Raw genomic sequence first — 14137 nt, forward strand, 5'->3', positions numbered from 1 at the left:
TTGGCTGTTCTTCTTCGCGGATCTTACAGGAACGTCTGCAAGCTGTAGACAATGGCAGTCCACAACAAGACGTTCACGCATAGCAGGATTGCGATCCGCCCGAGCCTTGAGACCTGCGCTTCATGCCGATCCGTCAGCAAGGTTTCCGAGTCGGAGGAGAACCGGCCGTTCAATACGGTCCCGGCATCCAGCGCCGACGCCAGTTCGCGCATGTCGAGCGGTGCCAGGAATTCGCAACCGTAACTCAGACCCAACCGTCGTACGACACGTGCCTCTCGCGGTTCGATCCCGGCAAGTTGCAGGCTGACACGTTCGCCGCGTGCGAAATTCGTGGTGGTCGACATGCCGAAGCCATCCGCCGACAAATTCTCGATGAAGATATCGATCGGCTGCCGCTGTGCGTCCCGCAGAGTCGCGGGGCGTGCCGTGGGGATGCGCGGCGTCGCGCGTCCTGCGTTCGATAGCGTGGCGGCCATCATCATGATCTGACTCACTCTCCGAAAGGTCTGTTCGCCGGCGCATCGTTAATCGTGTGCCTTAAATCGATCGTGGCATATCCCGATCCAATCCGGAAGGGTTTTGACGCCGATATGTCATTTTTCGAAAAACCGGTTTGGCGGTGGCAGCGCCGATCTCCGCAATCGCGACCCAAATCGTTGCCGGAAATCGCTTTTCAATCAGCGGATGGGGCCTTTCGGAAAGTGTCGTTACCCTAATCTTTACCATTGTCTGGCACATCTGCGGCATCCCGAGATTGTCAGGTCCGCATCCATGAAATTGCACGAAAGCGCCGAGCGTCGGCTGTCCGAGGCGTTCGGCCCGGAAGACAGGAGAACGGTAGATCCGGAAACGGGGCCGCGCGCGCTGGCGCTGCTGTTCGCAATCCAGAACGTATCCGTCGATCCGGCGCAGATGCGGCACGAACTCGGTCATTCCGATCCGCTCGGCGCGCGCGACATCGTGCGCCTCGCGCGGCGACAGGACGGTGCCAAGGCCAAGGCCGTCACGGTCGAACCCGGACGCCTGTCACGCCAGCCGCTCCCGGCACTCGCCAACGGTCCGGCGGGATGGTTCGTGATCGGGCGACTGGTCGAGGACGGCGTGCTGATCCAGCGCCCCGGCAGCCAGGTCGAGAAGGTCGACCGTGCCGCGCTGGACGCGCTGTGGGATGGCGAACTGATCCTGCTTACCACCCGCGAGGCACGCGGGGCAGGGAAGGGGCGTTTCGACCTTAGCTGGTTCGTGCCGCAGATCATCCGCTACCGCCGCCTGATCGGCGAGGTGCTGCTGATCACCTTTGCGCTCAACCTGCTTGGGCTGGCGGCGCCTTTGCTGTTCCAGAACGTGATCGACAAGGTGCTGGCGCACAATGCGCAGACGACGCTCAACGTCCTCGCGATCGGCTTTGTCGCGGTATCGGTATGGGAAACGATGTTCGGCTGGATCCGCAGCCGCGTCTATGCCGAGACCAGCCAGAAGATCGACGTCGAGCTGGGCGCACGCCTGTTCCGCCACCTGCTCGCGCTGCCGCTCAGCTATTTCGAGAAGCGCCGCGTCGGCGACACCGTCACGCGCGTTCGCCAGCTCGAGACGATCCGCGAATTCCTGACAACCGCGTCGCTCAGCGTGCTGGTCGATCCGCTGTTCGTCGGGGTCTTCATGGTCGCGATGCTGCTCTATTCGCCCGCGCTGTTCGGGATCGTCGCGGTCAGCTTGGTCGGTTATGTTATCGTCTCGGTCAGCGTGACGGGCACACTGCGCCAACGGATCGAGGAGAAATTCGAACGCGGCGCCGCTAGCAACGCATTGCTCGTGGAGAGCGTCAGCGGCATTCAGACGGTCAAGGCCGCCGCGGTCGAGCCGCAATGGCAGGATCGCTGGGAGCGACAGCTCGCCGCCACCAGCGCCGCGTCGCTTCGCGTCACCAACATCGGCAGCACCGGCAGCCAGGCGGTCGAACTGATCTCCAAGCTGACCTTCGCGGCGATCCTGTTCTTCGGCGCGAAGTCGGTGATGGGCGGGACGCTGACGCTGGGTGGTCTGGTCGCGTTCAATATGTTCGCACAGCGTGTCTCGGGGCCGGTGATCCGCCTCGCGCAGCTGTGGCAGGATTTTCAGCAAGTCCGCATTTCGGTCGAGCGACTGGGCGACATCCTCAATCACCCGGTCGAGCCGCAGGCGACCTCCCGCGTCACGCTCCCGGCGATGAAAGGCGCGATCACCTTTGACGCGGTGCGCTTCCGCTATGCGGTCGACAGTCCCCCTGCGCTCGACGGCATTTCGCTCGAGATCGGGGCGGGGGAGTCGATCGGGATCGTCGGCTCGTCCGGATCGGGCAAGTCGACGCTGACCAAGCTGCTCCAGCGTCTGTATCTCGCCGAAAGCGGCCGAGTGCTGATCGACGGGATGGATATCGCGCAAGTCGATCCGACATGGCTGCGCCGCCAGATCGGTGTGGTGCTGCAGGAGAACATCCTGTTCAACCGCTCGATCCGCGAGAATATCGCGCTGGTCAATCCAGCGATGCCGCTCGACCGCGTCATGCGCGCGGCAAACCTGGCGGGCGCGCACGGCTTCATCCTGCAACAGCCGCAGGGCTATGACACGCCGATCGTCGAGCGCGGCGTCAACCTCTCGGGCGGCCAGCGCCAGCGCATCGCGATCGCGCGCGCGCTCGTCACCGATCCGCGCATCCTGATCCTCGACGAAGCGACCTCCGCGCTGGATGCCGAAAGCGAGGAGATCATCCGCAACAATTTGAGCGCCATCGCCAAGGGGCGGACCGTCGTGGTGATCGCGCATCGGCTGTCCGCGGTTCGCGACTGCAACCGGATCATTGCGCTCGAAAAGGGCAAGATCGTCGAGGTCGGCACGCATGACGAGCTGCTCCGACTGGGCGGTCGCTACGCCGAACTCCACCGTCGCCAATCGGGCCTGAAGGATATCGCCGCATGAACGCGCTGACGACCAACTGGCGGATGATCACCGCCACGCTCGCCGAGGACAAGGCCCGGAACGTCGGGCGGTTGCGCATTGACGATGCCGCGTTCCTGCCCGCGGCGCTGGAAGTGATCGAGCGCCCGGTGTCGCCGACCGCGCGCGTCACCGCCAAGGTGCTGCTCGCCGGCGTCGCCGCGCTCGGTTTGTGGCTCACGCTCGGGCGGACCGACATCATTGCGTCCGCACAGGGGCGGATCGTACCCACCGGCGCGGTGCAGCTCGTCCAGCCGGCGGAAGCGGGGGTCGTGCGGCGGATCCTGGTGCATGACGGCGATCACGTCACCAAGGGGCAGGTGCTCGTGCTGCTCGACCCGACCGTTTCAACCGCGGAAGCCGCGCAAGCGCGAAAGTCGCTCGATAGCGTGTCGTTCGAAGTCGCGCGGACGCAGGCGGTGGTCGATGCCCTCGACGGCAAGGGCTTCCGCTTCGCCGCGCCCGCAGGCACCGACCCCGCGACCGCGGCGCTGCAGGAATCGCTGGCCCGCGCCAAGCTCGCCGAAGTCAACGCATCGATCCAGGCGCAGCAGGCGGGCAATGCGGTCGCCAGCGCCGAGATCGGATCGGCGCGTGCCGAAGTCGCCAAGCTGACCGAGACGCTGCCGCTGCTGGACGAACAGATTTCGGCGAACGAGCAATTGCTCGCCAAGGGGTTCGTATCGAAGATGAAGGTGCTCGAGATGCGGCGCCAGCGGATCGCGCAGGTCCGCGACCGGGATTCCGCGCTCCAGTCGATCCGCCGCGCGACCGCGCAGGCGGGCGGTGCGGCAAGCAACTCGGTCAAGGCGCGCGCGGATGCGCGGTCCGCCTTGCTCGACGAACTGGTCAAGTCGACCGCAGAGATGCGGCTGCGGCAGGACGAACTCGTCAAGACGAAGCAGCGTGCCACGCTTCAGGCGCTGCGTGCGCCGGTCACGGGGACTGTCGGGCAATTGTCGGTCCATACCGAAGGCGGCGTCGTCGAAGCGGCCAAGCCGATCATGACGGTCGTGCCGGGGGACGGGAAGCTCGTCGCCGAAGTCAAGCTGCTCAACCGCGATGCCGGGTTCGTCAGCGTTGGGCAAAAGGTCGGCGTCAAGCTCGATGCGTTCCCGTTCACGCGCTACGGGCTGATCCAGGGGCACGTGCTGGGGGTCAGTCCCGATGCGGTGGACGACGAGAAACTCGGGCCGGTCTATGTATTGCGCGTCGCGCTCGACCGCACCCGTATCGCGCGCGGCGACCGCGACGTGGCGGTGACCCCGGGCATGATGGTCACCGCCGACATCGTGACGGGCGATCGCAGCTTCTTCAGTTACCTGACGAGCCCGATCGACGAAGCGCGCAAGACAGCGCTGCGCGAGCGGTAGGGGTGATCAGGCGGCTCGAGGGCGTGCGACAATGCCCTCGAGCCATTGCCGCAGTGCAGCGCCAACGTCGGTCCAGTTTTGCTGTTTGGCGCGGGCATGCGCGCGATCGGACAGGGCACGCCATTCGGAATCAGGCATCGCTGCGATGCGCAGGATTGCATCGGCCATGCCGACCCAATCCTCATTCTCCAGCAGGATTCCGCTACCATCGCCGAGAAGGTCGGCAGCGGCTCCTGCGTTGAGGCCCACCACAGGCGTCCGGCATGCCATCGCTTCGAGGATCGGCAAACCGAATCCTTCCAGGCGGCTGCCGAAGAGCCAGGCATCGCAACTCGCGTAGATGTGACGTATCGTCTGCTGCTCAGGGGCCGTCGTATACTCAACCCAAGGTGGAAGTGGCAGCGACGCAGCCGGCCGATGATGGCCGAACGCAATCACTTGCAGCTCGGGCAGGATGTTTCGCACGCGCTCTAGCGCTTTCAGGACCAGATCCGTCCCTTTCCGCGGGTCATGCGAATAGACAAAGCCGACTTTCATAACGGTGTTCTTGGGACGCGGGTCTGCATGAAACAGCGTATGATCGACCGCATTTGGGAGAAGCAGGACGTCCTTCTGGCCAAATTGCTTGGTCAGGAGCGCGTGTAAAAAGCTCGAGATGGCAACTTTTGGTCCGGGCGTTCGCAGGACCCGGTCAATGTCGTCCTTCGTTCCGCCCCAGACTTCATAGTCCTGCACGAGATGGACAGGGATCCCTTTCGCTGCAGGCAAATCCTGTACCCAGTTCATCGTATCCCACCACGTGGCAATGATCAGGTCTGCATCAGGTAGATCGTTTGCCACAAGGGGCGCGCCATGCGGTACAACGGTGGTGTGGTCAGCCAGGGTACCAAGATGGTCACTGTGCTGATGTTTCGACCATAGCGCCTGACGATGCCACCAAGCGCGCAACCTTCTCCGGAGATCAGGACGATCTCGCTTTGGCGCAATGATGCGAACGTCGTGGCCTTCAGCCAGCAACCTCTGCCCTAGCGCCGCGACGACGCGAAAGCCCCCACTGTTGTCGATCGAGACCGATAGGATGGTAATCCGCATGCAGGGCAATCCCCTCATTGCTCTGAAGTCATATTCCATCAGCTGCGCGGTTTGTTCGCGGCAAGCAATGCCCGGTACTTTGGTGCGTTCGCATTGGGTTCGGCATAGCTGCTCTTGGCACCCCAGCTCCCGTAACGGGATCCTTGTCCGCCCACACTGCTGAAGGCACAGAATAACGAGCAGCCAAGATGGACCTGGCCCCGCAAATTTTCGAGGTAGAGGTCGTACATCTCAGGCTTGGTTTGAGCGGCACCCAATGCCGGATTATACGGCAGTTCGGCCTGGCCCTTCGGTTGCAGATGCTGGCCACCTTCGTAGACGACGTACCGCAGACCCAGTTTCTGGGCGCGTTGCGCGGCGGTCAGGGCCACACCCGGCTTGGCCTGGAAGTCGATCACGCCCCGCATGTCCTTAATGACATCGTCAGCCGTCAGTGCCGCCCCACGCGCGGCCCAGCGGTCGTATTCTTCCGTGCGGGGTCCGAAATAACCGCTCTGTGCAACCGCGTCGCAGCCGCCATTCGACATGGTCGCGTCGATCGTTCGAAGCGCGACGTCCAGCCATGCGGTCTGCGTTGCGCAGATACGCACTGTCCGTTTGCGGTCTGCAGCGGGCCAGTTGTTTTGCCAAATGCCAAACACGTGACCGAAGAGCGCTCCAATGCGTTCGGGGTGGTTCGCACCCTTGGTTTTGGCAGAATCGTCCCAAGCCTTGCCACCTTTGGCTTCGACCATATCGCCAAGTCGGCGCGATTGAAGCATCCAGCCGGCCTGGGCGAACTGCCAGTTCCAGATTTCGTTGGAAACCTCGACGTAGGCGGTCAATTTGGGGTCGAGTTTTGCATGCACGAGCTTGGCCATTTCGGCCACGTATTCGTCCGTGGCGCGATGGGGGATGCAGAACCAGGGATCGATTCCCAGGGTGTTTGCCAAAGCAATCATCACCTCGTGCGCCACCGCGCCGGAAAACTTCCGTCCAAACGCGTCCGGTGCGTGGCCATTCGTATCGTCCGGATTGCCGGTCACACCAACCATAGTGTAAAATGTTGGCGAACGACGGCTTGCCCACGCTTCTTCAATCGAATTGTTCGTCGCTCCCCAGTCCATGAAACGCAACGCGTGGAATGGTCGGCAGAACTCTAGAAATTCCGGCAGGAACGGCGTTGCCGCGAGGTCTACGTTTTCATTTGCGAGCGCAACGATCCGCATGTTTCGAACCGGATTTGCGGGATTCGATCGCTCAATCGACAATCCCTCGACCAGTTTCCCGTTTTGGGTCATCTGCAACAGTGCGCGCCCACGGCCTTGGCTAATTACGCGCGTACCCATGACGCCGGCAAACACGCCTTCGCCGTCGTGCAACAGGACGTACTTGCCGGGCTTCAGTGTATTCGGAAGAAGCGTATAGATGGATTGTGGCGGCAGCGTTCCGTTGACTTTTACGGGCACTTCGCGGGGATAGCCGTCGGCATCGAACGCGAACGCATCCTGCTGATGCGTGTCCCATTCGCCGCCGCCGCCAGCGTTATGGGTCATCCATGGCCGCGCGCCCCACATGAGATTGTAAAAGGGGAAGCCTGCTCCGTAATCAGAAACCTGTGCCAGGTTCATACCGATGGGCAATTGCGGCACCTGGGATGGCGGAACGACTGGTCCCGGCCACGTCGCGTCCTGCGGCGCTCCGCGCGCGCAGGACCCAAACATCAGTGCGCCGATACCGGCGCCCGACCATCGCAGTAGATTTCGTCTATCGATCAGCATTCGGCGGCTATATACGCGACCCGCCTCGCTGGCCATCCTTGGCGGACTTACCGCCAAGGATGGCCGCGGCGCGGACGACGCGAATGTTAGGTAACGTCCCTCGAGTTCAGCGTTGATCCATCACGGTGAGATTTTGCATGGTCATGAAGCGGTTGACGGTATTCTTTTCAAGCGCGGATACCTTGCGCCAACGGGCGACGCTTGCCAGCATGTGGGCGGTCGCCGGCTTTGGCATGCAACGTGTCATGCAATTGGCTTCGAATCTTGTTCTGACGAGGCTGCTGTTTCCGGAGGCATTCGGCCTCATGACGCTGGCAAACGTGATTCTGATTGGATTGCAGATGTTCAGCGACGTCGGGATCAAGCCCGCGATCGTTCAAAGCGAGCACGGCGCCAAGGAACACTATCTCAATACGGCATGGACCGTTCAGGTCATTCGCGGCTTCGTTCTGTGGGGCGTATGCTGCTTGATCGCCTGGCCGGCCTCGATCCTGTACCGCCAGCCTATCCTCCTTCCTCTAATGTGCATCCTGGGTTCAACCGCCGCAATCAACGGTTTCGGCTCCCTGACCTTGGCGCTGCGGGAGAAGCGCTTGCATCTGGGCGCACTTGTGTCGGTGCAGGTTGCTGGTCAGTTCATGGCGCTGGTGATCACCGCCTTGTTCGCGTGGTGGCTCGGGACCGTTTGGGCGCTCGCTTATGGCGGTGTTGCAGGTGCGTTGGTCACCACCGTTCTGGGTTTCGTAGCGCTGCCGGGGCATCGCCATCGGTTTCATCTCGATCCGGTTGCAGCACGCAGTTTGCTGAGCTTCGGGCGCTGGATCTTCGTCTCGACAATGGTTACTTACCTCGGCGGCCAAGGCATTCGCGCAATCCAGGGCGGCCTCATTCCAATCGAGACGCTTGGTATCCTGGGCATTGCGACGACCTTCGCGACGATGCCTGCTGAACTGGCGAGCCAAGTGCAGAATCTTGTCGGTTTCCCAGCCCTGTCGGAAGCGCGGGTGCACGGCCAGGAACGGTTCCTGAGCACTTTCGCAAAAATTCGAACGCGCATTCTCCTGAGTTCGCTACCGATGTTCTTCGTATTGGGGTTGGCATCCGGGCCGCTGATCTGGGGGCTTTACGATAACCGGTATCACGCCGCGGCCGGCTATATGGCACTACTGTGCGTCACCGGGCCAATCGGTATCGTCTCGGCGGGATATCAGAGCGCCTTCATGGCGCTTGGCAAGGTTCGGCTGCATGCCAATCTGATGGCGGTGTTCATGGTTACGCGCATCGTGGGAACGGTCGCCGGCTTCTACGCAGGCGGAACGATCGGGATGTTGATCGGGGGCGGTGTCGCGACCTTTGTAGGATATGCCTACGTTGCCTACATGGCGGCGAAGGATGGCCTGTTCTCCATCAAGGTCGACGCGATCTGTCTTGGACTGATCGTTGTGATGTCGATCTTTATCAAATTCCTCTACTTCTAGGAAGCGCAGGGCCCGTGGCGAGCTTTGGCAACGGATCGCCTGACGTCGTTACGCCGACCGTAGTGCGCTGCGAACTCCGCCGGGGCGGCCGCAATCCGAGCGACGCTCCGGCGATTACTAGCGTTACGATGATTGGGCGTTGCGGAATGGATGTGAAGGCCAGCATCACACCCGCAGCAATCAGCGAACCGAACGCAAAGCCCGCGAAAGTACCTGTCGGTATGTGCCGGTTGAGTCGTGCACGCTGAAGATACAGCCTCGCCGCCGGGTAATAGAGCACGATGCAAAACAACAGGACGCCGATCGCCCCCAACGCGAGTCCGAAGTAGAGGTAGCTATTGACGAAATCGATGATACCTTCGCCCTGACGCATATCCTCCATGCGGGATGTGACGCGGTCCATCGTGTCTCCGACCACAGGGCTCTTCCAGAATTCCTGCATGCCGCGGGTAAACAGCTGTTGACGGTAGTCCGCTGTATCCTGCGCATCGGTGATCGCCGCAGTTTTTGATGATGCCCGCAGAAAGTACACCGCTGCAAACGGTGTCAAGAACGCGACCGTCTTTGCCAGGCCAGCGGTTCCATGGCGATAGAATGCATAACACAGCAAGACGGCGATCGCGCCAATCATCCCCCCGCGCGACTGCGGTGCGAGAATGCCAAGCCCGATCAATGCGGGAACCGCATATCGCACGAGTCCGCTGCGGAATTCGCGATGACAAGCCAACGCGGCCGCAAAAGCGATGACCAGCGCAAACCCCGCGCCGGTAGCTTCGTCGAGTGGTCCATATGCGCGCATGGTGCCTTCACGGAATTTGACGGTGAAGCCCAACATCACGATCTGGAATTTGGTATAGAGCGATGAGTAGAGCGGCCAATGGACGCGTGCTTCATACGATAGAACGACCGCCAGCATGCTGCCGACGCCAGCCAGGGTGATGAGAAAGGTTCGCCGGTTCGCCACGGATTGAAGGCAGTGACCGATGACCATTACCGGTACGCCATAGGCCGTTACCAATGCGAGCGTTTGGCGGATCCAGTTGGTCGGGCTAGTTCCGCGGACCGCAATGACGGTCAACAAAAGCAGGAATGCCGCTAACGGGATGTTCCACCGTCCCGGTTCATCGTCGCGTTCCGGTTTTGCGGCTGCCAGGGCGGCCAGTCCACCAAGCCCCAATGTTCCCTGCATCGTCCAAGAGAAGAGATCGATGCCTGCGGCGTTCAGGTGCACGGCCAAAGCTGGCGTACACAGGCATCCGACGACCATGACCATCAGCAGGGTCTTCCTAGTCCTACCCAAAGCGATAGGGATAAGAAATATCGCAAGATGCGCGATGGCGTAATTGGGGCTGAAAAACAACGCCACGTTGAATGCCGTAACGGCAATGAACGGGAAATGTGCGGTTACTTTATTACCCTGTTTGTTCAGGCAGTAAAAGTATATCGCCCATCCCATCGCCAAGGCAATCTCGAGATACGCAAAATTCTTGACGAGTGCTAGCATGATTGGCTCGAAACTGGCTGCCTGTCAGCGGCGGCGAGGGTGGTGCGAAGGCCTTCTCCTAAGGGCATTCGGTTGACGAGGAAAGTGCGTGAGTGGCGGGGCAGCGACAAGCAAATCGGCCTGATGTCGAGGCTGATATGGTTTCGCCAAAATTAACTATAGAAGCTAGCGATTCTCATACGTCACGTGCGGTAACACGATGGTCAAAGCACTGACGTTGGGGAATAAAGATGACCGACACACCCGCTATTGGCATGAATCTCGCCGGCGTAAACTATTACAGCAACCAGTTCCCGTTCCTCGATCGCTTCAAGACGATCGGTAACTGGACGGTACGCGATAGTAAATATACCCCGATGGGCGCTCCGCCGATGGACGCCAACGGATATCCAAATGCAATACCCTCGGGTGGTGCACACATGTACGCTATGATCGAGCTGGACCCGGCATCGCTTCCGATGCCCGATGTCTACGTTTTGCGCTATAAGGGCGAGGCAAATTTCTCGATTTCCTCCAGCCAAATCATCAGTCAAAAACCTGGTGAAATCACTTTCCGATATAGCGGAACCAGCCAGGCGCAGTTGACCATCAACGCTATCAATTCGGCAAACCCACCTACCAGCATTCAGATCGTCCGCCAGGATCAACTGGCGATGTTCGATGCTGGCGAAATCTTCAATCCAGCTTTTGTCGAGAAGATCGATCCGTTCTCGACGCTGCGCTTTATGGACTGGAGCGGTACCAACGATTCCAAGGTAACGGGTTGGGGCACGCGCAGGACGCTGGATAGTGCGTCCTGGTCAGGCAACGTGCCCATCGAAGTCATGGTTGCGCTTGCAAACAAGACCAAGAACAACATGTGGCTGAACATTCCGGCGCAGGCAGACGACGATTACGTCAAAAAAACGCTGCAATATGTTCATGACAACCTCGATCCGTCGCTGCAGGTCAAGGTCGAGTATTCGAACGAAGTCTGGAACTGGCAGTTTTCGCAGGCGCATTATGCGCTGGAGATGGGCAACAAGCTGTTTGGCAAGGATGTCAACGGCGATGGCGTCGTCGATGCCAAGAATCCCGCCGAGCATGTCGGGGACGGGTACACGCAGTTCTACGGTTATCGTTCGGCCCAGATCGCGACGATCGCGAAGGCGATATTCGCGGATGCACCGAGCCGTCAGGAAAGCGTTCTGTCGACTCAGACCGCATGGCTTGGACTCGAAGGCGGTATCCTGAAGGGCGTCGCGCGGGTCGGCGATGTCTCCAAGCTGTTCGACGACTATGCGGTCACGACGTATTTTGATCTGGACAAGGTCAGCGAAGCCGATTTGTTGTCGTGGGCAAGAGCCGGCGAAGCTGGACTTGTTTCGGGGATCGAAGCGTTCAAGGCATCGCTGGCGCGCGTCCAGGCTCAAAGCGTGTATCAGGCGGCCGTCGCGAAGAAGTTGGGGTTGGAGCTGGTAGCCTATGAAGGCGGCGTCAGCACGACGTCGTTTCGTTATTCTTCGGCGGCCCAGCCGGAGATCCAGGCATTCTTGGAGAAGATCAGCACCGATCCGCGCATGGCGGACTTGTACAAGCAGATGGCGGAAGGCTTTGCCGCTGCCGGCGGCACCGAAATCAACGCGTTCAACAACGTCGGCTGGCCGTCGAAGTGGGGCGAGTGGGGTGCGTTGACCAGTACCTACGATACCGGCAGCACCAAATATGACGCGTTGATCGCGCTGGCCAAGGCGGGGAACGTCGCCCCGGTCAAGGAAGATACGGTCTTCTCGAAGGACCGGTTGGATGCCGCAACCACGCTCAACCAATATGCGATGGATGCGACCACGCGGAACCTCGGCTTTGCCGGGACCGGAGCGTTCATCGGAACGGGCAATGCGCTCGACAATGTGATCGTCGGCGGCAACGGCAAGAACACGCTCAGCGGCGGCGCCGGGCAGGACCGGTTGATCGGTGGTAGCAGCGACGATTATCTCGACGGTGGCACGGGCGCCGACACGATGATCGGCGGCGCGGGCAACGATATCTATATTGTCGACGACGCAGGCGACGTCGTCACCGAACTCGCCGACGGCGGGGTCGATGAGGTGCGCACCACGCTTGGCACTTACGCGCTGGGCGATAACGTCGAGAACCTTACCTACGCCGGCGCCGCTGCGTTCACGGGCACGGGCAATGTGCTCGACAACGTCATCACCGGCGGCGCGTACGGCAACACCTTGTCGGGCGGTGCGGGGAACGACACGCTGATCGGCGGCGTGGGCAACGACGTGCTCGACGGCGGCACCGGGGCGGACATCCTGCGCGGTGGTGCCGGCAACGACACTTACATCGTCGACGATGCAGGCGATGTCGTCACCGAACTCGCCGGCGAGGGGACCGACGAAGTGCGCACGACGCTTGGCAGCTATACGCTGGGCGACAACGTCGAGAACCTGACCTATGCCGGTACGACCGCCTTCACCGGCACGGGCAATGTGCTCGACAACGTCATCACCGGCGGGGCGAACGGCAATACGCTGTCGGGTGGGGCCGGGAACGACACGCTGATTGGCGGCGCAGGCAACGATGTGCTGGATGGCGGCACCGGCGCGGACACGATGCGCGGCGGGGCTGGCAACGACACCTATGTCGTCGACACTGCGGGCGACGTCGTCACCGAACTCGCCAACGAAGGGATCGACGAGGTTCGCACCACGCTCGGCAGTTACACGCTCGGGGCCAATCTTGAGAATCTCACCTATCTCGGCAGCACCGCCTTCATCGGTACGGGCAATGCGCTCGACAACGTCATCACCGGCGGGGCTGGCAACGACACGCTGTCGGGTGGCGCGGGGAATGACCGGCTACTCGGCGGTGCCGGTAACGACACGCTGCTCGGCGGCGACGGCAACGACTATCTCGATGGCGGCGCAGGGGCCGACAGCATGAACGGTGGTGCCGGCGACGACACCTATGTGGTCGATAACTACGCCGACCAGGTGATCGAGCTTGCCAACGGCGGGAACGACACGGTCAACACCACGCTGTCGATGTACATGCTGTCCACCAACGTCGAGAACCTGCGGTATCTGGGGTCGTCCAACTTCATCGGCATGGGCACCGCGAGCGCCAACGTCATGACGGGTGGTTCGGGCAACGACTATCTGTGGGGCGGTGCCGGCAACGACACGCTGTACGGCGGTGCCGGCGACGACGTGCTCGACGGCGGCATCGGCGCGGACACGATGTACGGCGGCGCGGGGAACGACACCTATACGGTCGACGACGTCAACGACAAGGTGATTGAACTTCCCGGGGAAGGGACCAATGACGTGGTCCGCGCGACCGTCAGTTACACGCTGTCCGACAATGTCGAAACGCTGTGGCTGGACGGCAATGCGGCGATCAACGGGACGGGCAACGCCGGGAATAACACGATCACTGGCAACAATGCCGCGAACATCCTGCGTGGCGGTGGCGGCAACGACATCCTGCGCGGGGGTGGCGGCAACGATACGCTGTACGGCGGCACCGGGGATGACCAGCTCTTCGGCGATGCCGGCAACGACATCCTGTACGGCGGCGGCGGCAAGGACTTGCTCGACGGTGGCGCCGGCGCGGACATCTATCGCTTCCTTCCGGGCGACCTCGGCAAGACGGTCGCAACTTCGGCGACGGTAGTGCTGGGCGCAGGGCAGGGCGACAAGATCGACCTCAGCGCGATCGATGCGAACAGCGCCACGACGACGCGGGACGCGTTCCGCTTCGTCGGCACGGCGGACTTCACCAAGAAGGCAGGCGAACTGCGCGTGCAGGCGAGCGGCAGCGACTGGACCGTGTCCGCCGACACCAATGGCGACGGTGTCGCCGACATGGTGCTGACGGTGAAGTCGACCAGCGGCATCCTGGCGAACGACTTCGTGTTCTGATGGCGGATCCGCGCCGGGGGTGGATCACCCCCGGCGCGGACCTGCT

General features: G+C 61.6%; 8 protein-coding genes. 4 read left to right on the top strand and 4 right to left on the bottom strand.

Annotation, left to right across the window (positions count from 1 at the left end; genetic code table 11):
- Window positions 1-23 precede the first annotated feature (23 nt).
- Window positions 24-482, bottom strand: coding sequence for a PilZ domain-containing protein (locus tag ABIC17_RS04370; protein ID WP_354279533.1), 459 nt, complete (start codon window positions 480-482; stop codon window positions 24-26).
- Window positions 483-771: 289 nt separating this feature from the next.
- Here ABIC17_RS04370 and ABIC17_RS04375 point away from each other — a divergent pair, with 289 nt between their 5' ends.
- Both ABIC17_RS04375 and ABIC17_RS04380 read left to right on the top strand, forming a co-directional pair.
- Complete coding sequence (locus ABIC17_RS04375) at window positions 772-2955, top strand: type I secretion system permease/ATPase (protein WP_354279535.1); 2184 nt, start codon at window positions 772-774, stop codon at window positions 2953-2955.
- Window positions 2952-4346, top strand: coding sequence for an HlyD family type I secretion periplasmic adaptor subunit (locus tag ABIC17_RS04380; protein ID WP_354279536.1), 1395 nt, complete (start codon window positions 2952-2954; stop codon window positions 4344-4346). Before ABIC17_RS04375 ends, ABIC17_RS04380 begins: the two co-directional genes overlap by 4 nt.
- 6 nt (window positions 4347-4352) lie before the next feature.
- On the opposite strand, the gene ABIC17_RS04385 is transcribed toward ABIC17_RS04380, so the two are convergent.
- On the bottom strand, window positions 4353-5438 hold the full coding sequence (locus ABIC17_RS04385) for a glycosyltransferase family 4 protein (protein WP_354279538.1): 1086 nt from the start codon (window positions 5436-5438) through the stop codon (window positions 4353-4355).
- Window positions 5439-5476: 38 nt separating this feature from the next.
- The gene (locus tag ABIC17_RS04390; protein ID WP_354279539.1) at window positions 5477-7198 is read right to left on the bottom strand and encodes a hypothetical protein; all 1722 of its coding nucleotides are present in this window, start codon (window positions 7196-7198) and stop codon (window positions 5477-5479) included.
- Window positions 7199-7341: 143 nt separating this feature from the next.
- On the opposite strand from ABIC17_RS04390, the gene ABIC17_RS04395 reads away from it, so the two are divergent.
- Window positions 7342-8676, top strand: a complete 1335-nt coding sequence (locus ABIC17_RS04395; protein ID WP_354279541.1) for an oligosaccharide flippase family protein — start codon at window positions 7342-7344, stop codon at window positions 8674-8676.
- On the opposite strand, the gene ABIC17_RS04400 is transcribed toward ABIC17_RS04395, so the two are convergent.
- Entirely contained in the window at window positions 8657-10180 is a 1524-nt protein-coding gene (locus ABIC17_RS04400) for an O-antigen ligase family protein (protein ID WP_354279543.1), read from the bottom strand. The genes ABIC17_RS04395 and ABIC17_RS04400 overlap by 20 nt on opposite strands.
- Window positions 10181-10410: 230 nt before the next feature.
- Here ABIC17_RS04400 and ABIC17_RS04405 point away from each other — a divergent pair, with 230 nt between their 5' ends.
- Window positions 10411-14091 (top strand): calcium-binding protein, encoded by a 3681-nt coding sequence (locus ABIC17_RS04405; protein ID WP_354279545.1) that lies wholly within the window; start codon window positions 10411-10413, stop codon window positions 14089-14091.
- The last annotated feature ends 46 nt before the right edge of the window (window positions 14092-14137 follow it).

Origin of the sequence: Sphingomonas sp. PvP056 (assembly GCF_040549155.1) — a bacterium.
Taxonomy (GTDB): Bacteria; Pseudomonadota; Alphaproteobacteria; order Sphingomonadales; family Sphingomonadaceae; genus Sphingomonas.

What these genes read in the sequence shown, in the direction of transcription:
- ABIC17_RS04370 (WP_354279533.1), bottom strand. Translation starts at nt 482, where the DNA reads ATGATGATGGCCGCCACGCTATCGAACGCAGGACGCGCGACGCCGCGC.
- ABIC17_RS04375 (WP_354279535.1), top strand. Translation starts at nt 772, where the DNA reads ATGAAATTGCACGAAAGCGCCGAGCGTCGGCTGTCCGAGGCGTTCGGC.
- ABIC17_RS04380 (WP_354279536.1), top strand. Translation starts at nt 2,952, where the DNA reads ATGAACGCGCTGACGACCAACTGGCGGATGATCACCGCCACGCTCGCC.
- ABIC17_RS04385 (WP_354279538.1), bottom strand. Translation starts at nt 5,438, where the DNA reads ATGCGGATTACCATCCTATCGGTCTCGATCGACAACAGTGGGGGCTTT.
- ABIC17_RS04390 (WP_354279539.1), bottom strand. Translation starts at nt 7,198, where the DNA reads ATGCTGATCGATAGACGAAATCTACTGCGATGGTCGGGCGCCGGTATC.
- ABIC17_RS04395 (WP_354279541.1), top strand. Translation starts at nt 7,342, where the DNA reads ATGAAGCGGTTGACGGTATTCTTTTCAAGCGCGGATACCTTGCGCCAA.
- ABIC17_RS04400 (WP_354279543.1), bottom strand. Translation starts at nt 10,180, where the DNA reads ATGCTAGCACTCGTCAAGAATTTTGCGTATCTCGAGATTGCCTTGGCG.
- ABIC17_RS04405 (WP_354279545.1), top strand. Translation starts at nt 10,411, where the DNA reads ATGACCGACACACCCGCTATTGGCATGAATCTCGCCGGCGTAAACTAT.